The sequence below is a fragment of the Paracoccaceae bacterium genome, assembly GCA_012103375.1.
Classification (GTDB): domain Bacteria; phylum Pseudomonadota; class Alphaproteobacteria; order Rhodobacterales; family Rhodobacteraceae; genus WLWX01.
This window is the reverse complement of sequence record WLWX01000001.1, coordinates 2,043,062-2,061,542: the sequence shown is the minus strand read 5'-3', so window position 1 is coordinate 2,061,542 and position 18,481 is coordinate 2,043,062. Positions and strand designations below refer to the sequence as shown.

At 62.9% G+C, this 18,481-nt stretch carries 18 protein-coding genes and 2 pseudogenes; 8 read left to right on the top strand and 12 right to left on the bottom strand.

What is annotated here, in order from left to right; genetic code table 11:
* Window positions 1–17: 17 nt before the first annotated feature.
* The 5 genes and pseudogenes from GKR99_10505 to GKR99_10485 all read right to left on the bottom strand — a co-directional run bounded on the left by GKR99_10505 (window position 18) and on the right by GKR99_10485 (window position 5,593).
* Window positions 18–1,692: pseudogene (locus GKR99_10505) on the bottom strand (thiamine pyrophosphate-binding protein).
* Window positions 1,689–2,507, bottom strand: a complete 819-nt coding sequence (locus GKR99_10500) for an alpha/beta fold hydrolase (protein ID NKB27952.1) — start codon at window positions 2,505–2,507, stop codon at window positions 1,689–1,691. Before GKR99_10500 ends, GKR99_10505 begins: the two are co-directional and overlap by 4 nt.
* Entirely contained in the window at window positions 2,479–3,075 is a 597-nt protein-coding gene (locus GKR99_10495; GenBank protein ID NKB27951.1) for an amino acid synthesis family protein, read from the bottom strand. The genes GKR99_10500 and GKR99_10495 overlap by 29 nt, the downstream gene beginning before the upstream one ends.
* Complete coding sequence (locus tag GKR99_10490; protein ID NKB27950.1) at window positions 3,075–4,109, bottom strand: LLM class flavin-dependent oxidoreductase; 1,035 nt, start codon at window positions 4,107–4,109, stop codon at window positions 3,075–3,077. Before GKR99_10490 ends, GKR99_10495 begins: the two co-directional genes overlap by 1 nt.
* Before the next feature lie 5 nt (window positions 4,110–4,114).
* On the bottom strand, window positions 4,115–5,593 hold the full coding sequence (locus GKR99_10485; GenBank protein ID NKB27949.1) for an aldehyde dehydrogenase family protein: 1,479 nt from the start codon (window positions 5,591–5,593) through the stop codon (window positions 4,115–4,117).
* 97 nt (window positions 5,594–5,690) lie between these two features.
* Here GKR99_10485 and GKR99_10480 point away from each other — a divergent pair, with 97 nt between their 5' ends.
* Window positions 5,691–6,530, top strand: coding sequence for a LysR family transcriptional regulator (locus GKR99_10480; GenBank protein ID NKB27948.1), 840 nt, complete (start codon window positions 5,691–5,693; stop codon window positions 6,528–6,530).
* Between the two features lie 383 nt (window positions 6,531–6,913).
* Here the strand turns inward: GKR99_10480 and GKR99_10475 are convergent.
* Window positions 6,914–7,872, bottom strand: a protein-coding gene (locus tag GKR99_10475; protein ID NKB27947.1) for an IS630 family transposase whose coding sequence is annotated in 2 segments (ribosomal slippage) — window positions 6,914–7,528 and window positions 7,531–7,872 — 957 coding nt in all. Because the reading frame shifts where the segments join, the coding sequence is not laid out codon by codon here.
* Window positions 7,873–7,892: 20 nt separating this feature from the next.
* Here GKR99_10475 and GKR99_10470 point away from each other — a divergent pair.
* A complete protein-coding gene (locus tag GKR99_10470; protein ID NKB27946.1) occupies window positions 7,893–9,137 on the top strand; it encodes a DEAD/DEAH box helicase in 1,245 nt (414 codons plus the stop codon).
* A 107-nt stretch (window positions 9,138–9,244) separates the two neighbouring features.
* Here the strand turns inward: GKR99_10470 and GKR99_10465 are convergent.
* The 3 genes and pseudogenes from GKR99_10465 to GKR99_10455 all read right to left on the bottom strand — a co-directional run bounded on the left by GKR99_10465 (window position 9,245) and on the right by GKR99_10455 (window position 11,073).
* A pseudogene (locus GKR99_10465) lies at window positions 9,245–9,571 on the bottom strand (hypothetical protein).
* Between the two features lie 157 nt (window positions 9,572–9,728).
* The gene (locus tag GKR99_10460; protein ID NKB27945.1) at window positions 9,729–10,334 is read right to left on the bottom strand and encodes an ABC transporter substrate-binding protein; all 606 of its coding nucleotides are present in this window, start codon (window positions 10,332–10,334) and stop codon (window positions 9,729–9,731) included.
* On the bottom strand, window positions 10,321–11,073 hold the full coding sequence (locus tag GKR99_10455) for a VacJ family lipoprotein (protein ID NKB27944.1): 753 nt from the start codon (window positions 11,071–11,073) through the stop codon (window positions 10,321–10,323). Before GKR99_10455 ends, GKR99_10460 begins: the two co-directional genes overlap by 14 nt.
* A gap of 403 nt (window positions 11,074–11,476) precedes the next feature.
* Between GKR99_10455 and GKR99_10450 the strand changes: the two genes are divergently transcribed.
* Both GKR99_10450 and GKR99_10445 read left to right on the top strand, forming a co-directional pair.
* Window positions 11,477–11,941, top strand: coding sequence for a RidA family protein (locus GKR99_10450; protein ID NKB27943.1), 465 nt, complete (start codon window positions 11,477–11,479; stop codon window positions 11,939–11,941).
* The gene (locus GKR99_10445; protein ID NKB27942.1) at window positions 11,938–12,720 is read left to right on the top strand and encodes a phosphodiesterase; all 783 of its coding nucleotides are present in this window, start codon (window positions 11,938–11,940) and stop codon (window positions 12,718–12,720) included. The genes GKR99_10450 and GKR99_10445 overlap by 4 nt, the downstream gene beginning before the upstream one ends.
* Window positions 12,721–12,738: 18 nt before the next feature.
* Here the strand turns inward: GKR99_10445 and GKR99_10440 are convergent, their stop codons facing one another.
* Together GKR99_10440 and GKR99_10435 are read right to left on the bottom strand one after the other, a co-directional pair.
* Complete coding sequence (locus tag GKR99_10440) at window positions 12,739–13,092, bottom strand: diacylglycerol kinase (protein ID NKB27941.1); 354 nt, start codon at window positions 13,090–13,092, stop codon at window positions 12,739–12,741.
* Between the two features lie 66 nt (window positions 13,093–13,158).
* The gene (locus tag GKR99_10435) at window positions 13,159–13,776 is read right to left on the bottom strand and encodes a M48 family metalloprotease (GenBank protein NKB27940.1); all 618 of its coding nucleotides are present in this window, start codon (window positions 13,774–13,776) and stop codon (window positions 13,159–13,161) included.
* Between the two features lie 184 nt (window positions 13,777–13,960).
* Between GKR99_10435 and GKR99_10430 the strand changes: the two genes are divergently transcribed.
* From GKR99_10430 to GKR99_10415, 4 genes are all read left to right on the top strand, one after another.
* Window positions 13,961–14,209 (top strand): hypothetical protein, encoded by a 249-nt coding sequence (locus GKR99_10430; GenBank protein ID NKB27939.1) that lies wholly within the window; start codon window positions 13,961–13,963, stop codon window positions 14,207–14,209.
* Between the two features lie 122 nt (window positions 14,210–14,331).
* Window positions 14,332–15,435, top strand: coding sequence for a class II histone deacetylase (locus GKR99_10425; protein NKB27938.1), 1,104 nt, complete (start codon window positions 14,332–14,334; stop codon window positions 15,433–15,435).
* Between the two features lie 257 nt (window positions 15,436–15,692).
* Window positions 15,693–16,271: a nitroreductase gene (locus GKR99_10420; protein ID NKB27937.1), complete on the top strand. Its 579-nt coding sequence runs from the start codon at window positions 15,693–15,695 to the stop codon at window positions 16,269–16,271.
* On the top strand, window positions 16,268–16,966 hold the full coding sequence (locus tag GKR99_10415; protein ID NKB27936.1) for a hypothetical protein: 699 nt from the start codon (window positions 16,268–16,270) through the stop codon (window positions 16,964–16,966). The genes GKR99_10420 and GKR99_10415 overlap by 4 nt, the downstream gene beginning before the upstream one ends.
* 106 nt (window positions 16,967–17,072) lie before the next feature.
* Here GKR99_10415 and GKR99_10410 read toward each other — a convergent pair whose 3' ends face one another.
* Window positions 17,073–18,458, bottom strand: a complete 1,386-nt coding sequence (locus GKR99_10410) for an IS1182 family transposase (GenBank protein ID NKB27935.1) — start codon at window positions 18,456–18,458, stop codon at window positions 17,073–17,075.
* Between the last annotated feature and the right edge of the window lie 23 nt (window positions 18,459–18,481).

Below are 18,481 nucleotides of genomic sequence, written 5' to 3'. Positions count from 1 at the left end.
CTAGTCAAGCGCTGGAGTCACCCGCCCCGGTGCTTGAAACTGTCACGGCGGAAGGAATACAGCGCAGCGGGGTCCACCGCGACATCCACCACCGCAGGCCAACGCCGCCTCGACGGCGCCGGCCACATCGCCCAGCTTGTCGGCGGGAAAGCCCGCAGCGCCATAAAGCTCCGCCAATTTGTCGAACGGCGGGCTAGAGACATCCGCCCCGATATAGCGCCCGTTGAAGAAATCGCGCTGATAGGCTTTCTAGGCCCCCCAGCACTGGTTGTTCATCACCACGGTCACGGTGTTGATTCCGTGATCCACCGCTGTGCTCAACTCACTCACCGTCATCCCGAATCCACCATCGCCCATCAGGGACACCACGGGCCGCTCAGGCTGCGCCAGTTTCACGCCCAGCCCACAGGCGAAAGAGAACCCGACCAGGCCGAAATCCAGCGGCGTGAACAGGCTGCCGGGGCAGTGATAGTTCAGCGCGTCGGTCGCCTGTAAACACAGCGTGCCCGCGTCCATCGTGATCGCCGCATCCTCGGGCAGCACCCCGCGCAATGCCTTGAACAGGCCCGAGGGTTGCGTCGGATCGCTCTCCTCCGCATCCGCATCCCGCTTGGCCAGAAACGCCGCCCGATCTGCCTTGAATCCGGCCGTCCAACCGTCGGCCAGCGCGCGGTCCTTGATGCGACCCACAGCCTCGGTCAATTGACCCGCTGCAGTCGGCGCATCGGCCCAGATACCGATCTCAACCGGGAAGAACCGCCCGATGGCGGTCGGTTCCAGTTCCACCTGAATGATCGCCGCATCGCGGTTGATGTTGTCGTATGTATAGAAGGTCGAATTGAAGCCCAGCCGCGTCCCCAGCGCCAGAATGACGTCCGCCTCCAACACCAGTCGAGAGGCGACTGCATTCCCCCGCGGCCCCATCTGCCCGGCGTTCAGCGGATGCCCGAAGGGCACCGCATCGCCGTGACCGGGCGAGGTCACGATGGGGCAATTCAACGCCTCGGCCAGCGCCAGCGCCGCCGCATCGCCGCGCGTGTTCTTGATCCCGCCACCTGCGATGATGACCGGGCGCGCAGCCCCGGCCAGCATCTTCGCCGCCGCCTTGATCTGGTCCGCCTGACCGGCGGGTGCCGACTGGGCGCGATAGGCATCAGGCGTCTGCATCGGGGCAAACTCAGCCCGCGCGGCCAGAACGTCGCGCGGCAGGTTCAATTGCACCGGCCCGCGCCGCGGCGTCATCGCGGTGCGAAACGCCTCTCGCACCAATTCCGGCACCCGGTCGGTGCTGGGGGCGGTCCATGTCTTCTTGGTGACCGGGGTGAACAGCGCCTGCTGATCGACCTCCTGAAACGCATCGCGATAGACATGGCCCGACGACAGCGCCCCGGCGATGCTGACGACCGGCGAAAACGCCGCCATCGCCTGCGCCAGACCAGTGACTAGGTTCGTCGCCCCCGGTCCGTTCTGCCCGGCCAGCACCACGCCCGCCTGCCCGCTGGCGCGCGCGAACCCGTCGGCCATATGCGTGCCGGTGCGTTCGTCATGCACGCCGATCAGCTGGATATCACCCGCATCATATAGCGCGTCGAACATCTCCATCGTGGCCGAGCCGATCAGGCCGAACACATGGCTGGTCTTCTCGGCCCTCAGCGCCTCAACAGCGGCTTGTCCGCCCGACATCGGCATCATTTCAGCGTCCTTTCAAGAAATTCGAGGGTTGGGGCGGTGAAGGCGCGCGGCGCTTCCATCAGCCCCAGATGTTGCAGGGCGGGCACGATGGCAAGCGCGGCCCCCGGGATTTCGGCGGCGATCTGGCGCGCCATCGCGGGGGTTGAGCCGCTGTCGTTTTCACAGGTCACCACCAGCGTCGGCGCAGTGATTGCCGGGTCGGGCGCGATCAGCTCGCGCACCCCATTGGCCAGCACCCAGGCGGCCTGAGCGTAGCTTTCAGGATCAACCTGCGCGCGCCAGTCGCGGACCAGTTGCGGGGCGGCCGCGCCCGAGGCCAGAAACCCAGGCGTGAACCACCGCTTCAGCGCTTCGTCAAAGGTCGCAAACGCCCCCTGATCGCGCACCGTCGCGGCGCGATCCTCGACCGCCTTCTGCCCCTCGGCCCCACGGTCGTGCGGCGAATTCAGGATCACCAGCGCAGTCAGCCGATCCCGGTGATCCAGCGCGAACCGCCGGTTGATCATCCCGCCGATGGAAAACCCGACGACCGCCGCGCGATCCGCGCCAACATGATCCAGCAACCCGGCCAGCTGATCGGAATAGACCGTCAGCGAGGCATCCCCCGGCACCGGCGCAGACGCGCCATGCCCGTACAGATCGTAATTCAGCACGCGGTAATGCGCCGCAAACTCTGGCAGCAACCCGGCCCAGACATCCCGGCACAGCCCCAGCCCGTGGATCAACGCCACAAGTGGCGCGCCTTCCGGCCCGCTCAACTCATAAGCCGTGCCGTCTGGTGCGACCTCAGACACCCGCCGGGTTGTCCACGTCATGCCCCATCTCGCGCAGATCCTCATACCGGTCGCCAATCCGGTGATGCGGGTGACCACCGATGGAGGCCCCCAGCGCGATCACAATCTCATCCGGTCCCGGCGCGTCGGGCACATTCAGGTGGATCGTCTGGTAGTGGCTGCGCCGCCCCGCGTCATGCTTGTCCATCAGCGGGATCATGATCGGTTGCCCGGCGACGCCCTTGCAGTTGGTGAACGCCAGATAGGTCTTGGCCCCGACCGCATCACGGTACTGATTGCCGAACCACAGCGTATGGGTCAGCGCCTGCGCATGCTCAATCTCACCCCCCATCCCGACAACACTGGCCTTGCCATAACCTTCCAGGGCATCGCCGGTCACGTCGAGGATCATGCCGGTCAGCAGCTTGCCAACTTCGGGGCCGACATCACGAATTTCCGGGCGCAGGTCCTCTACGAACCCCCTCCCGTGCCAGGGGTTTTTGATGATCGCCAGTGCGGCGATCAGCTTGGTCGGCACCGGCACCGGGCGGCCACCTTCGATCTGCGTGGTTTGAATCTGCAACAGGGTGCGGCGAATTTCTGCGGGCATCAGGCGAACTCCGGCATGACGTTATTGATGAACAGCTCAAGGCTGCGTTTTTGCTCGGCCATGCCGAGGCCCATCGAGGCGTAATAGATGAACGCATCCACACCCAACGCTTCGTATTTACGCAACTTTTCGACAACCGTTTCGGGCGACCCGAAGACCAGGTTTTCTTCCAGCATCGCCGGATCGACCCGGACGTTGCCCTCCAATTCCTCAAGCGGCACCCGGTCGGGGAAGCCGTTCACCACGTCACCCTTCTTCATCATCAGATTGCCGAACATGCCCAGCACATTGCGGATCGCGTGCATGGTGGCTTCGCGGTCCGCCTCGGTCGCGTAAACGCTGGTGTGGCGCATCATCGCGAAACGCCCGTTCCAGGTGCCGCCCGCCTTGGCGATCGCCTCGTCCAGTTGGGTGCGATATTTCTCAGCCTCCGAAAACGGCATCGTCAGTGGCCAGCTCATCACGTTGCAGTCGTTGGCCACGGCATGGTCGAAGGTGACGGGCGATCGCGCGGCGACCCAGACCGGCACGTCATCCTGCACCGGTTTCGGGCAGGAGGTCGCCTTGGGGAACGACCAGAATTCTCCGTCGTGCTCCACGTCGCCCTGCCACAGTTTGCGCACCAGCGGCAGCATCTCCTGCATGTATTTGTAGCTGTCCTTCTGGTCGAGCCCAGGGCGCATCCGGTCGAACTCTCGCTGATACGCGCCCGAGCCGAGGCCGAATTCAAGCCGCCCATCCGATAGCAGATCGACCAGCGCCGCCTCTCCGGCGATGTTGATCGGGTGCCAATAGGCTGCGTTGGCAACACCGCAGCCCAGGCGGATAGTCTCGGTGATGCCGGCCCACCAGGTCATGATCTGGAACGGATTGGGCGCGATGGTCATTTCCAGCGCGTGGTGCTCGGCGGCCCAGGCAACCTCGAACCCGGCCTGATCGGCCATTCGGATCATGTCTTCGGTATGCGCGCGCACCGCGGCCATATCGGCGCTTGCGTCCATGCGTTCAAGATTGATGGCGATGTGGAATTTCATGGAGCTCACCTCGGCTGGAAGGGATTGGCAATGGGATCGTCGGACAGGTTCATCCAGACGGTTTTGGGGCGCGTGTAGTCATAGATCGCCTGGAACCCGCTTTCGCGGCCATAACCGCTGGTCTTCATGCCGCCAAATTCGGCAATCGGGCTGATCGCGCGATAGGTGTTCACCCAGACGATCCCGGCTTTGACCCGTTTGGCCATGCGCAGGCTGCGCGCGGAATCCCGAGTGAATATCCCCGCCGCCAACCCGTGCTTGGTATCATTGGCCAGTGCCACAACGTCGTCTTCCGTGCGGAACCGCTGGACAGACAAGACCGGGCCGAACAGCTCGGTATCGACGATAGTCAAGTCCTGACGCGGGCAGTCGATTATCGTGGGCTGAAAATACAGACCTTCCAGCCCCTCTGGCCGGGCCCCACCGGTCAGCACGGTGCCGCCTTCCTCAACCGCCAGCGCCACCTGCGCTTCGATGTGATCCAGCTGCCCTTGTGTACACAGCGGCCCCATCTCTGTCGCCTCGGCCTGCGGGTCGCCGATCGTGATCCCTTCAGCAATCTTCACCATCCGGGCCAGGAAATCGTCGGCGATATCTTCGTGCAGATACAGCCGCGACCCCGCGACACAGCTTTGCCCCGTCGCCGCAAATATCCCTGCGACCGAGCCGTTGACGGCGCTTTCGATATTCGCGTCATCAAACACGATGAAGGGGGATTTCCCGCCCAGTTCCAGCGATAACTCGGCAAAATTCTCGGCCGTGTTGCGGATGACATGCGCGGCCGAGGCCGGGCCGCCGGTAAACGACACGCGGGCCACCAGCGGGTGCGAGGTCAGCGCCCGCCCGCAGGGTTCCCCGTGGCCGGTGACGATGCTGACGACGCCGTCCGGGATACCCGCCTTGGCGATCAGACGCCCGAATTCCAGAAGTGGCGCGGGGCCGTGTTCGCTTGCCTTCAGCACGATGGTATTGCCCGCCGCCAGCGCCGGGCCGATCTTCACCGCACTCAGGAAAAGCTGCGAATTCCACGGCACCACGGCTGCGATCACGCCCAGGGGTTCGCGATCCGTGAAGACAAACATATCGGGCTTGTCGATCGGCAGAGTCTCTCCCGAAATCTTGTCGGCAGCCCCGGCATAGAAATGCAGGAATTCGGCGATGTACTTCGCCTGCCAGGCGGTTTCCTTGAACATCTTGCCGGTGTCGCGGGTTTCGATCCGCCCCAGGCTTTCCGAGTTCTCGGCCAGCAGGTCGCCCAGACGGCGCAGGCATTTGCCACGCTCGGTCGGGGTCATCGCGCCCCATGGCCCGGTCAGGGCCGCATCAGCGGCGCGCACCGCCCGGTCGATGTCATCCGCCGTCGCCTCGGGGACCGTCGCCCAAACCTTGCCGCTTGCGGGATCGAAACTGTCAAACGTGCCGCCATCACTGGCCGCCACCCAATCGCCCCCGATCAGCATTTTCAGATTCTGCACGTCGCTCATGAAAGACTCCTTCCCGGTGATGAATAGCTCAAATTTACGCTTTCTAAAATCAAAACTTTCTGCATAATAAATTCGAATAACACGAATTGAGTTGCATATGAATCTGCCTGCCCTGCGCACCTTCCTTGCCATCGTCGAAACCGGCAGCCTTGTGCGTGCCTCGGTGCAACTGGGCGTGACGCAATCGACGGTCACCGCCCGCCTGAAATCGCTGGAGGAGGAGTTAGGCCAGACCCTGATCATCCGCCAGAAATCCGGCGCCACCCTGACCGCTGCGGGCGCGTGCCTGCGCCGCTATGCGGAAACCATTGCCGGGCTATGGCACCAGGCGCGTCAGGAAACGGCCCTGCCCGACGGGGCCAGCGGGCTGTGCAACATCGCCTGTCACCCGGACCTCTGGCCTGAACTGGGCCAACGCCTGTTCGCGGCCATCCGCGCCGCCGAACCCGATCTGGCGCTGTCGGTCTGGCACGGCGGTCAGGGGGATCTGGCCGACTGGCAGGCGCGCGGGTTGACCGATATCTCGCTGACCTACTGGCCGCTCAGCCAGGGTGGCCAGACCATCCGCCCGCTGATCACTGACCGGCTGATCCTTGTCTCGACCCGCCCAGACAGCCCCGTCACCTTTGACCCGGCTTATGTTTTTGTCGAAGCTGGCGACGACTTTGGCCGCCAGCACGCCGCCGCCTATGCCGATGCCGGAACTGCGCGGCTGAATTTCGGCACCGCCGCGCTGGGGTTGGAACATTTGCTGGCCGAAGGTGGCGCCGCCTATCTGCCCGCCCGCATCGCCGCCCCGCATCTGGCCACCGGGCGCCTGTTCGCACTGCCGAATGCACCCGAATTCACCCGCCCCTCGGTCCTTGTTCTGAATGCGGCGGCTGCGGCCCAATGGCGCTGGCTGGACCCGGTTCTGGCCGCGATCATTGATGGCTGAGCGTGCAGAGCACATGAAGGCCGCGGTCACCCCGGCGGCCAGCGTTACCGGCGCCTCCGCAATGCGGTCCAAATCACACTCTACCCTTGACTTGTCGCCGCGCTGCCGCGATATGCCCCCCAACGACCTGTCAGTCTGCCGCGTGAGCAGAGGCTAATCAGCCACCCGACCGGTCAGGATAGTTTCCCAAGATCACGCATGGGGGCCAGCGCCAAAGCGGCCATCGGGCAATTCCGCCCGACCGTCAGCCCTTGGCGAGAACCCGAACGCACCCGGCGGCGCAATTCTGCGCGGCCGAGACGAATTATTTGTGCAGGTCTAACGCGACCTGCGAGAGAGAGATACAATGGACTTTGACATGTTGGGCCTAAAGCGTTTCGACATTAACCTGAGACATATCCGGCGGCCTTAAAGTAGTTCCAGCATTCTACTGGGTCGTAGAGATCGCAGATTGCTCCGATTGCTTCGAAGACCTGGGTAAAGGACCTGGCCCCGATCCGTCGCAAATGGGCTTTCAGTTTAGAGAAGGCCTGCTCGATGGGATTCAGGTCGGGCGAGTACGGTGGCAGGTAAAGGAACCAGCAGCCGTGATTGCGTAAAGCCTGCGTCGCCTCCTTATTCCGGTGGGTTGCCAGGTTGTCGAGAATGACGACAGTGCCGGGGTTGATCTCGGGGACCAGCACTTCGCGGATGTAGGCCGCGAAGGCGGGGCCATCTATCGCTCCCTTGATGACCCAAGGTGCGATCAGCGCGCCTTGGGTCAGGCCCGCGATCAAGGTTTGGGTTCCCCAGCTTCCGAAGGGCGCATCCATCGTCAGGCGCTTACCGCGCTTGGCTCTGCCGCGTAGGCGCGTGAGGTTTGTCTTCACTGCGGTTTCGTCAATAAAGACAACGCGCTCAGGAAAGGTCGCAATGGCTGGCGAGCGGTATCTGAACCAGTCGGCCCGTTGCTGCCTTACCTTGGCGCGGCGGCGCTCGGTTGCGACCAGCGACTTTTTTTGTACGTGAAGCCGAGCCGGGACAGAAGGTTGGCGATGGAGGAGTGATGCACCCGCACACCCTCTGCATCGGCCAGCGCATTACGCAACTCAAAGAGCGTGATGTCAGGGTCTTGTGCGATCAACTCCTCAAAGAATTCCCGATGCGGAGCCAGCTTTCCCTTGCCGCGCGGCGGTCCCTGCCGGGCAGGTTCCGCATGACCCTTCATCCTCACCTGACGCGCCCACCGCGCGCCTGTGGCAGGCGACAGCTTCAACCGCAACGCCGCCGCGCGCCCGCTCAACCCTTCTTCAATGTATCTCTGAAACCGTATCCGAAGCGCAGATGGCAAAGGTGCTGACATGATCCATCCTCCCAAACAGGATGAATCACAGATCAGGTCTCAAGGGAATCCCTCGCGATTCAGGTTCAAGCCGAAACGCTTTAGCGCCCCGCCTTGTGGCGAAACTCGCCGAACAGGGAATAACCGATCCGACCCCGATCCAGACGCAGGCGATTCCGCATGCGATGAACGGACGCGACGTGATGGGCATCGCCCAGACCGGAACCGGCAAGACCGCCGCCTTCGGTCTGCCGCTGATCCACGCACTGACCAAGGCGGGGGTGAAACCCGCGCCGAAAACCGCCGCCGGGCTGATCCTGGCGCCGACCCGCGAACTGGCCAAGCAGATCGCGGACAACCTGGCCGCCTATACCCGTGACAGCCACCTGCGGGTGACGCTGGTTGTGGGCGGCGTGTCGATCAACGCGCAGGTCAATCGCCTGCAACGCGGCACCGACCTGCTGGTCGCCACGCCGGGACGTCTGATCGACCTGGTCGATCGCAAGGCCGTGTTCCTGGACCAGACCCGCTTTCTGGTCCTGGACGAGGCGGATCACGTGCTGGACCTTGGCTTTATCCACGCCCTGCGCCGGATCGCGCCGCTGCTTGCGGACGAGCGTCAGACAATGATGTTTTCGGCCACGATGCCCAAGGCAATGGCGGAACTGTCGAACGCCTATCTGAAGAACCCCGTCCGGGTCGAGGTTGCGCCCCAGGGCAAGGCCGCCGACAAGGTCGAACAATCCGTTCATTTCGTCGATCAGGCGGGCAAGGTTGCCAAGCTGATCGAGCATCTGGACCAACACCGTGAAGAGACGGCTCTGGTCTTCGCGCGCACCAAACATGGCGCGGAAAAGCTGATGAAAAAACTGGTGAGCGCCGGTTTCGCGGCCAGCTCGATCCACGGCAACAAAAGCCAGGGTCAGCGCGACCGCGCCATCCGAGAGTTGAAGTCGGGCGAGATCCGCGTGCTGGTTGCCACAGACGTGGCTGCGCGTGGCATCGACATTCCGGGGGTTGCCTTCGTCTATAACTATGACCTGCCGAACGTCGCCGAAAACTATGTCCACCGGATCGGGCGGACGGCGCGGGCCGGACGCTCGGGCCAGTCAGTGACCTTCTGTTCGCCCGATGAAATCTCCGAGCTGTTCCAGATCGAGAAGTTCATGAAAGCCGACATTCCCGTGGCCGGTGGTCAACGCTGGGCGCACGCGAAGAAACCGGCCAAGCCACAGCAACGCCGCCGCGCACGCGGGCGTCGGCCCCAAAATCGTCGCGCAGCCTGATATGAGACCGTGGCGGTGCCGGTTACGACCGGCACCCCACAGGGTTATTCGCTGGCAGCGGGCGCTTCGGCCGCGTCATCTGACGCGGCGGGCAGATCACTGGCGGCGCATTGATCATACTGGAATGCGAAGCCGTCCCAGACCATGATCAAACCGCCCTCGGCGGCTTTCATGAACATGGCGCGGGCTTCCCATTCGGTGCCCTCACCCTGGCATTTCATGTCGAAAAGCGTCGCCTCCATATCGACGACATTCACCGGCCTGGTCATGCGGCACATGCTTTCGACGCCGAAGAATTCGTTATTTTCGATTTTGATGGATCCACCGTCCTGGCCGATATCGGCACAGGCCGAAGCCGGTCCCTGGCGGTAGATGCCGTCGAACGAAATGCCCTGCGCCGCTACCGGCGCGGCCAGAACAAACGACACAAGGATACTCAGGCGGGATGCTGACAGACCAGACATTGACGAAACCTTTGCAAATACGATTCCAGCGGGCACCTATAGGGGTGCGCCGGAAACGGAAAGATGCGACTGTGCGGTCATCTTGCCGCACCAGCGGCTGAACGCCGAAGGCCGAGGCCGCCAGGTTTTACCCGGCTTTGCGCAGATCCGCGATCAAGGCGTTAATGTCGCCCTTGCGGCGATCCAGCATGGCGCCAATCTCGGTCCGTTCCGATTTCAGCAGGCTGACGCCTTCGATCAGCATATCGAAGAACTTCGATGACCGGCCCGACACAAGGAAGGTCACGTCGAAATTGGACCGGCCCTTCAGTTTGGCCACTGTCTTGACCTCAAAGAAGCTTTTGACCGGGCGCGACGATGTAATCTCGACCTGGCCACCGATGAAACTGCGGAACCGTTTGCCGTATTTGCGCGCCATATAGCCCGAGAACGCCTTGGAAAAACTGCTCAGCTGTCCCGAAGATGCACTGCGCGCATCGGCCCCCAGAACCGTCCGCGAAATGGTCGGCAGATCGGCGTAACGCCGGAACACCCGCTCAAACTTGGAGATTTTTGAGGATTCGGACCCACCGCCATTGGCGATGCGCGAAATCTCTCCCACCACTTTGGTGATCAGGCTTTCGGCCTGGCCAGTCGAACTGACCGCCCAGGCAGGGCCGTGTACAAGGGCCAGCGATGTTGAACTCAGCAGGCCAACAACGGCCGTACGACGCGTAATATTACTCTTGAGCATCCAGTCCCTCAAACGGGTCAATATAGAAATCCTCAAGATCGCCATCCGAAACCTGGAAGCGGCGGTTCTGAAGATAGATCGAGCGCAGCTGCGCATAGCTGTCTGCACTGTCATATAGGACCGAGTCGATCTCTTCGCCAAAGACATCGCGTTCACTGATCCGTGACAGAACACTGGCCGAGCGGCGCGTGGCACGTTCATCATTGGGCAGAATAGAGTTCACCGGATCGGTCAGAATATCAACGATCAGACCCGCGGTATCACGTTCGGTCGATGGCCCCAGGATCGGCAGTTCCTGATACGCGCCTTCCGGCACGCCCCAGACCGCCAGCGTCTGACCAAAGTCATTGCGGCGTTCTTCCAGACCCATCCAGCCAGCCGCATCAAACAGGCCGCCGATGCCGACGGTCGTGTTGATGACAAAGCGGAAGAAGTTGTGCGTACCGGTATCCAGATCGCCCTGCAGCACGTCATTCATGACAGACGCGGGCGTACCCAGATTGCTGGCAAAATTCCCGACCGAGCGCATCACAGGCTCGGGCACGACGGTGTTGATCGCCGTCGACGCCGGACGCACGATGGCGCGATCCAGGCCTTTGTTGAAGCTGTGAATGCTCCGGTTCGTGTCCTCATACGGGTCGTGAATATCCACGTCACCGCTGGGAACACTACAGGCGGACAGGCCAAGCGCGCCGACAATCGCCAGCACCGGAGCCATTCTGGAAAGAATTTTAGCCAAGAATCACAGCCTTGATATTAGAAGCAGCACCGGCACTGTCCGACACTTCCCCAAAGAATTCCAGCCATTAACGGCGCGTCACCCCGCACCTGTGGCCAATCAGTGACAACTGTTACGCACCGGCATGAACAGATCGCTGGAATCTTCCATAACCCGTTGTGATTGCGTGTGTATTTTAATTTCCCTGCGAGACCTCTATGCCGCTGCGCCAACAGGATTGACGACCCAAAAGATTAACAGTCGCGTCTGCCGGGTCCGATTGTCTCAAAGGCGGCCTCAGGCTGCGTCGTCGGGTGCGCCCGGCAGGCGTGCCGTGCCTTCAGCGCCCGAATTGGTCCTTTCGCCCGCAATCTGCCCGCGTTAGCGTTGCGCCAACTGGGATAGTCTTAAAGGTATCACAACGATGAACGGACGTATCGAAAAACGCTTGGCCGATCTGGGCGTGACCCTGCCGGATGCCCCGGCGCCTGCGGCAAATTACGTGCCCGCCGTGCGGACCGGGGACATGGTCTGGATTTCGGGCCAAATCTCGGCCAGCGACGGCAAACTGATCACCGGAAAGCTGGGTCGCAACATGGCGACCGAAGCCGGTGCCGCCGCCGCAAAAGTCTGCGCAATCAACCTGTTGGCCCAACTGCGCACCGCATGTGACGGCGATCTTGACCGGCTGGTCCGGGTGGTCAAGCTGACTGGCTTTGTCAACTCGGACGACGAATTTACCGAACAGCCGCAGGTCATCAACGGCGCATCCGACTTTCTGGTCGAAGCCCTGGGCGACGCCGGTCGTCACGCCCGCGCCGCCGTCGGGGTCGCGTCGCTGCCGCTTGGCGTCGCGGTCGAGATTGAAGGCGTGTTCCAGGTAAAATGACGGCCACATCACCGGCAAATCCAGCGGGCCTGCCCGATGGCTTCACCGATGCCGTGTTCGCGCATCGCGGATTGCACGGTGTTGCCGGGCCGGAAAACTCGCCCTCTGCATTCCGGGCCGCAATCGCGCGCGGCTATGGGATTGAACTGGATGTCCAGGCCAGTGCGGAAAACCGGGCGATGGTGTTTCACGATGATACTCTGGACCGGCTGACCGACCAGACCGGCCCGGTGCGCGCCCGCCAAACGGCCGAGCTTGGGGCCATCCGGCTCAGGCGCGGGTCCGACATGATCCCGACGCTTGATGCGGTGTTGCGAACGGTGGCCGGGCAAGTGCCGCTGCTGATCGAGATCAAGGATCAGGACGGCGCCATGGGAACGCAGAATATCGGGCCGCTGGAATACGCAGTGGCGCGGGCGCTGAAGTCCTACGCCGGGGATGTCGCGGTGATGTCGTTCAACCCCCATTCGGTTGCGGCCCTGCAAAAAGCCGCGCCAGAGCGTCCGCGCGGCCTGGTGACCTGTGACTGGTCCCGCGATGACTGGCCGAACGTTCCGGCGCCGCGCCGTGACCAATTGCGCCAGATCCCGGATTACGCGCCACTGGGGTGCAGCTTCATCAGCCACGATGCCAGCGATCTGCACCGCCCCCGCGTCGCTGAACTGCGCGGTCAGAGTGCTGCAATTCTGACCTGGACGATCCGCAGCCACGAAGCCGAACGCGCCGCCCGGCGGGTCGCGGATACGGTGACTTTCGAAGGGTATCTGCCGCTGGGCTGATCCGGCGCGCGCAGCGCACTATCCGGCCAGAACCGCGATCCACGCAACCGCTCCGGCGATGCTTGTCACGGCCACCGCTGCGCTGCTGGCATCCTTTGCCTTCTTGGCCAGCGGATGCTGATCGGTCGAGACATAGTCGATCGCCGTTTCCAACGCGGTGTTCATCAACTCGACCGCCAGAATCAGCAAACCCAGGCTCAAGATCAGCGCCCGTTCGCCGCCCAACAGATCCAGCCAGATCGCAAACCCTGCCGAGATCACATTGACCATAACCCATTGACGCAGGCTCTTTTCCGTCCGCCAGGTTGCGGCCCAGCCCTGCCAGGACCAGATCACCCGGTTAAGGAACCGCTGCCATTCGTCCCGGATCATCCCACGCCCCCAAATTTCGATAGCTGCCCCAATCTGCCCGCGCCCGAGGTGCGGCGTCAATCGGCCCTATCGCCCCTGGGCGGTGCGTTTGATCAACGCCACCCGGTCGCCGTTGGGCGGGTGCGTGCCAAGGAACCGGTTGCCGGGGTCAGCTATGCGCCCGAAATAGGCCGCACCCCGGACCGGATCAAACCCGGCCTGCAAGGCAATCCTTGTGCCAAGCTCATCCGCCTGCAACTCGAAACTCTTGGCGAACAGACGCGCGCCAATGCTGGCCCCGATGTTCTGCGCATCCTGTACCCCGGCATCACTGACCCCGGTGGCCGCCGCCAGCACGCCGGCCAGCAGCGCACTTGCCATCGCGGTCTGTTGCTGACGCGGAATATGGCCCAGGATATGATGCGCCGCCTCATGGCCCAGGATCAGCGCCAATTCATCCTGATTGCGCGCATCCGCGATCAAGGCGATGGTGAAGCCGATGATCGGACGGCCCCGGTCGTCCAGAGTCTGAAAGGCGTTCGGCGGCAACTCGACCCGGTCATCCACGACAATCTGGAAATCACAGTTCACACCGCGCGTCTCTGCCCGGCAGGTCCGCTCGGCCACAGGTTCCAGCCGCTTGGCAACGGTGACGAAATTGTTCACCGCGGTGCGCGCATCGGCGCGCGGCCCGGCGTCCGGCAACGCCGGGCAGCCCCGTCACCGGTTCACAAGCCGCCAGATATCCCGCGACAAGCGCCCAGGCAACACCGTGGAAAACAGATTTTACCATGTCACACCACCTCATGCCCGGCAAAATAGCCGCCCCGCGCCCGAAGGCCAGCCCCGCACCCTTGCCAAGCGGCAATCCGCCCCCCAATCTGACGCAATGTTTACCATCGAACACACCTTTGACGCGACCGTCATCACCTTGGTCGACGACCCGGCACCACATCGCGAAGACGACGTGACCATCAACGCGTTTGAAGAGGTCGTGACGCTGGAGCAACTCAACACCACCACCGACAGGCTGCACCGGATCACGCTATCAATGGCGCAACTGCGCGACCTGTCGGCGGCACTGGACCTGCCCGAGGGCAGTTATCAACTGGCCCGCCACGGCGACCGGGATGACTGACCCCCCCCTGTCTTCTTGTCGAAAATATCCTCGGGGGGTGTCGGGGGCGACAGCCTTCGACTTCGGGGGGCAGACAGCCCCCCGCCACCGGCTGGGTCCGGCACTGACCTCCGGAAGATGCCATGACCACGGGGTTCTTCTGGGATGAACGCTGCCTGTGGCACTCCGGCGGCGATTACGCCTTCATGCTGCCGGTCGGCGGGCTGGTGCAGCCGATGGCAACCGGCGGCCTGCCGGAAAACCCCGAAACCAAGCGGCGGCTGGTGAACCTGATGCGGGTGACCGGGCTGCTGGATGCGCTTGACACGAAACCGGCAGCCCCCGCCACACCCGAGGACCTGCGCCGCGTGCACCCAGCGGACTACCTCGACCGATTTAAGGCCCAATCCGATGCGGGCGGAGGAGAGAATGGCCTGCGCACCCCCTTCGGGCGCGGTGGCTTTGAAACCGCGGCCCTGTCGGAAGGGCTGGCCAAGGCGGCCTTGTTCGCGGTGCTGCGCGCAGAACTGACCAACGCCTACGCCCTGTCGCGCCCACCCGGCCACCACTGCCTGCCGGATTTCCCCAACGGTTTCTGCCTGCTGGCCAATATCGCCATCGCGGTAGAAGCTGCGCTGGCCGAGGGGTTGGCCGGGCGCGTCGCGATCCTCGACTGGGACGTGCATCACGGCAACGGGACCGAGGCGATCTTTTATGACCGCCCGGATGTCCTGACAATCTCGCTCCATCAGGAGCGTAATTATCCGATGGATACCGGGGATTTTTCGGATCGTGGTCAGGGCAAAGGCACCGGCGCAAACCTCAACATTCCGCTGCCGCCGGGGACGGGGCATGCAGGCTTTATCGAAGCGATGGAGCGCCTGGTGCTGCCAGCACTGACCAGGTTTCGCCCCGACGTTATTGTGGTGGCCTGCGGCTTTGATGCCTCGCTCATCGACCCGCTGGGGAGGATGCTGGCAACCTCGGACACCTTTGGTGCCCTGACCGCAATGACTATGCAGGCGGCGGATGAGCTGTGCAGCGGGCGATTGGTGCTGGTACATGAGGGCGGCTATTCCGAGGCCCACGTGCCGTTCTGCGGCCATCGGGTGATCCAGACGCTGAGCGGACTGGACATACACGCGCCGGATCCCTTCGCCGAAACCTTCACCGCACGCCAACCGGGGCCGGGATTTGACGCATATGTCTCTGGCTTGATTTCCGAAATGTCCGACGCGCTGGCCTGATCAGACCGGGGCGATGGCTGGAGCCAGTGGCCCGGCGAGAGATAACTGAAGGCTGGCCCCCAGACACGAGATAGCTGGGGGCCAGCCCCCAGACCCCCGGGATATTTTTGGGTCAATGATGGGCAGGAAGGGGCTTTTAGATTTCGCAGGGTGCCTCGGGGGTGTGGGCACGGGCTTTTGGATTTGTTGGCGCAGCTAGGGTTGACCCTGTGCGTTGCAGGCCCGACATGAACGGGACGTGATCACAAGGACGCCCCATGCCTGCACCAAACCCAGACGCGCTCGACTTTCTGCTGACCCGCCGCTCGCGGCCTGCGAAAACCCTTATCGGGCCGGCGCCAGACCGCGCCGCGTTGGAGCCGATCCTGACGGCCGCGCTGCGTTCGCCCGATCACGGCAAACTGGAACCCTGGCGATTGATCGTGCTGGAGCGCCCCGCGCTGCAGCGCCTGTCCGAAGCCGTCACCGACCTTGGCGCCGATCAGGAGCGCCCGGCCGAGGCTGTTGCCAAGATGGCCGCGCAGTTCGCCATGGCCGAGCTTGCCGTGGCGGTTGTCGCCGCGCCCGTCCCTTCCCCCAAAGTGCCCGAAGTTGAACAGTTGCATTCCGCCGGGGCTGTGTGCCTGTCATTGCTCAACGCCGCACTTGCGGCGGGCTGGGGCGCGAACTGGCTGACGGGTTGGGCCGCGCATGAGCGTGGTTTTGTCGAACCGCATCTTGGGCTGGCCGCGCAGGAAACCATAGCCGGGTTCATTCACATCGGCACCGAGACCAACGCGCCCCCGGAACGCCCGCGCCCTGATCCGGCGGCAAAGGTGTCCTGGGTGTCGCAATGATCCTCGACGATATTCGGCTGGCAATCGGCCAGCTTGGGGATCCGCGATTTCGCCGGGTTCTGGGTTTGGGGATTGGTCTGACCATCGCATTGCTGGTGGCGGTCTATGCGGTGTTTCTGGGCGGGCTGAACTGGCTGCTGCCTGACAGCATCTCGATCCCGTGGTTTGGCGAGGTAACCTGGATCGACGATCTGCTGACCGGCGGGTCAGTCCTGTTGCTGCTGGTGTTGAGTGTCTTTCTGATGATCCCGGTGGCCAGCGCCTTTACCGGATTGTTCCTCGACGATGTCACTGACGCGGTCGAGGCGCGCCATTATCCCAACCTGGCCCCTGCCCCGCGTATCGGTCTTGTCGACGGGCTGGTCGATGGGTTGAACTATCTGGGCGTGCTGATCTTTGCGAACCTTGCAGCACTGATCCTGTATCTGATCTTCCTGCCCGCTGCGCCGTTCATCTTTCTGGCGCTGAACGGGTATTTGCTTAGCCGGGAATATTTTCACCTGATCGCGGCACGCAGGCTGGGCCGTGACGCGGCGAAAGCGCTGCGACGGCGGCACGCGGGGCAAATCTGGCTGGCCGGGGTCATTATGGCGCTGCCGCTGACAATTCCACTGCTCAACCTGCTGGTACCAATCGTCGGCGCTGCGGCATTTACGCATCTGTTCCACCGGGTGGACGGCGCGCGGCCGGGGTAGTTTTTTCCCTCGCAGGTGATGGCGGCAACTGGCCGATTCTGTGGAAAAACAACGTGTTGCGGGCGCAGAAAGTAGCGATTTGAACATAGCGCGAGCGCCTTTCTGATCAGGCTTTGCGCGTTTGCTGCGGTGCAGGAAAGATCTTTGCCAGTTTGCGAAGGTTTTGGGCAGTGGCGGCGAGCAGGAATTCGTCATTTGCGCCGCATGGTCCACGTAATCGGAGCCGTCCCAGGCCGAGAATGCGCTTGAGGTGGGCAAAGAGCATTTCGACCTTCTTCCGGAGCTTCACCGAGATCTTGTATTGCGGCGTTTTGGCGATTGCGCGGGCGATGTCGCGAGCGTCCTCATGTTCCTCACGGGTGATCTTACGGGCGTCGGCATTCGGGCAGCACTTCGGCTTGGAAGGACAGGATTGGCAGGTGTGCTTCAGCGCTTGGTACTTGGCCACGCCCTTGCCGGTTGGGCCGCGATTGGGGTCGGAGTAGTTTCGGCGGAACTGCTTCAGAGCCTCGCCTTCCGGGCAGATGTATTGATTGTTCTCGGCATCCCATTCGAAGTCAGCTCGGGACCAGGTGCCATCGGTGCGCCCGGCTTTGTCGAAGACCGGGATGTGCGGTGCGATCTTTTCACCCACCAGCCATCCGAGCATGGGTCCCGATCCGTAGGCGGTGTCGGCGATCAGCCGTTCGGGATGAAGATCGAAGCGCTCTTTGGCCCGCTTCAGCATCGTCTTGGTTGACCCCACCTCGGCTTGACGGATCGACCGTGTCGCTTCCACGTCGACGATGACACCATGATCGGTATCGATGAGATAGTTGTCGGAGTAGGCAAAAAATGCGGGACCCTTACGCGCCGCCGTCCACTGGCTGGCTGGGTCGGAATAGGACGTGAACTTTGGCTCGACCGGTGTCGCTGCTCCGAATGCGGCCTCATCCAGAGTGTCGAGATACTCGCGGACCGCGCGGGGTGCAGCGTCTGCATCGATCCGCGCAATGTCCCATTCTTCCTTTGGCGCAGAGTACTGCTTGTTGGCATCCGCCTCGATCAAGCTGGCATCGACGGCCAGGCGCTGACCGCTGACGAGACCTTCGGCGATGCATCGCGCGACCGTGGTCTCGAAGAGATGGCGCAGCAGCTCACTCTCGCGGAACCGACCATGCCGGTTCTTTGAAAAGGTCGAGTGATCCGGCACCCGATCGGCCAGGTCGAGCCGACAAAACCACCTGTACGCGAGGTTCAAGTGTACCTCTTCACAGAGCCGCCGCTCGGACCGGATGCCGAAGCAGTAACCGACGATCAGCATCCGGATCAGCAGTTCAGGATCGATCGAAGGACGACCGGTGTGGCTGTAGAAATCGGCAAGATGGGCGCGGATGCTGCTCAGATCGACGAAACGATCAATCGATCGCAGCAGGTGATCTTGCGGGACATGGTCTTCCAGCGAGAACTCATAGAACAGCGCCGCCTGTGCTTCCTGCCTCGGTCCCATCATGGCTGATCCTCCCGCTTGTTGAG

Excerpts from the sequence above, each read along its gene's own strand:
- GKR99_10500 (NKB27952.1), bottom strand. The coding sequence starts at position 2,507 with ATGACGTGGACAACCCGGCGGGTGTCTGAGGTCGCACCAGACGGCACG.
- GKR99_10495 (NKB27951.1), bottom strand. The coding sequence starts at position 3,075 with ATGCCCGCAGAAATTCGCCGCACCCTGTTGCAGATTCAAACCACGCAG.
- GKR99_10490 (NKB27950.1), bottom strand. The coding sequence starts at position 4,109 with ATGAAATTCCACATCGCCATCAATCTTGAACGCATGGACGCAAGCGCC.
- GKR99_10485 (NKB27949.1), bottom strand. The coding sequence starts at position 5,593 with ATGAGCGACGTGCAGAATCTGAAAATGCTGATCGGGGGCGATTGGGTG.
- GKR99_10480 (NKB27948.1), top strand. The coding sequence starts at position 5,691 with ATGAATCTGCCTGCCCTGCGCACCTTCCTTGCCATCGTCGAAACCGGC.
- GKR99_10470 (NKB27946.1), top strand. The coding sequence starts at position 7,893 with ATGAATCACAGATCAGGTCTCAAGGGAATCCCTCGCGATTCAGGTTCA.
- GKR99_10460 (NKB27945.1), bottom strand. The coding sequence starts at position 10,334 with ATGCTCAAGAGTAATATTACGCGTCGTACGGCCGTTGTTGGCCTGCTG.
- GKR99_10450 (NKB27943.1), top strand. The coding sequence starts at position 11,477 with ATGAACGGACGTATCGAAAAACGCTTGGCCGATCTGGGCGTGACCCTG.
- GKR99_10445 (NKB27942.1), top strand. The coding sequence starts at position 11,938 with ATGACGGCCACATCACCGGCAAATCCAGCGGGCCTGCCCGATGGCTTC.
- GKR99_10440 (NKB27941.1), bottom strand. The coding sequence starts at position 13,092 with ATGATCCGGGACGAATGGCAGCGGTTCCTTAACCGGGTGATCTGGTCC.
- GKR99_10430 (NKB27939.1), top strand. The coding sequence starts at position 13,961 with ATGTTTACCATCGAACACACCTTTGACGCGACCGTCATCACCTTGGTC.
- GKR99_10425 (NKB27938.1), top strand. The coding sequence starts at position 14,332 with ATGACCACGGGGTTCTTCTGGGATGAACGCTGCCTGTGGCACTCCGGC.
- GKR99_10420 (NKB27937.1), top strand. The coding sequence starts at position 15,693 with ATGCCTGCACCAAACCCAGACGCGCTCGACTTTCTGCTGACCCGCCGC.
- GKR99_10415 (NKB27936.1), top strand. The coding sequence starts at position 16,268 with ATGATCCTCGACGATATTCGGCTGGCAATCGGCCAGCTTGGGGATCCG.
- GKR99_10410 (NKB27935.1), bottom strand. The coding sequence starts at position 18,458 with ATGATGGGACCGAGGCAGGAAGCACAGGCGGCGCTGTTCTATGAGTTC.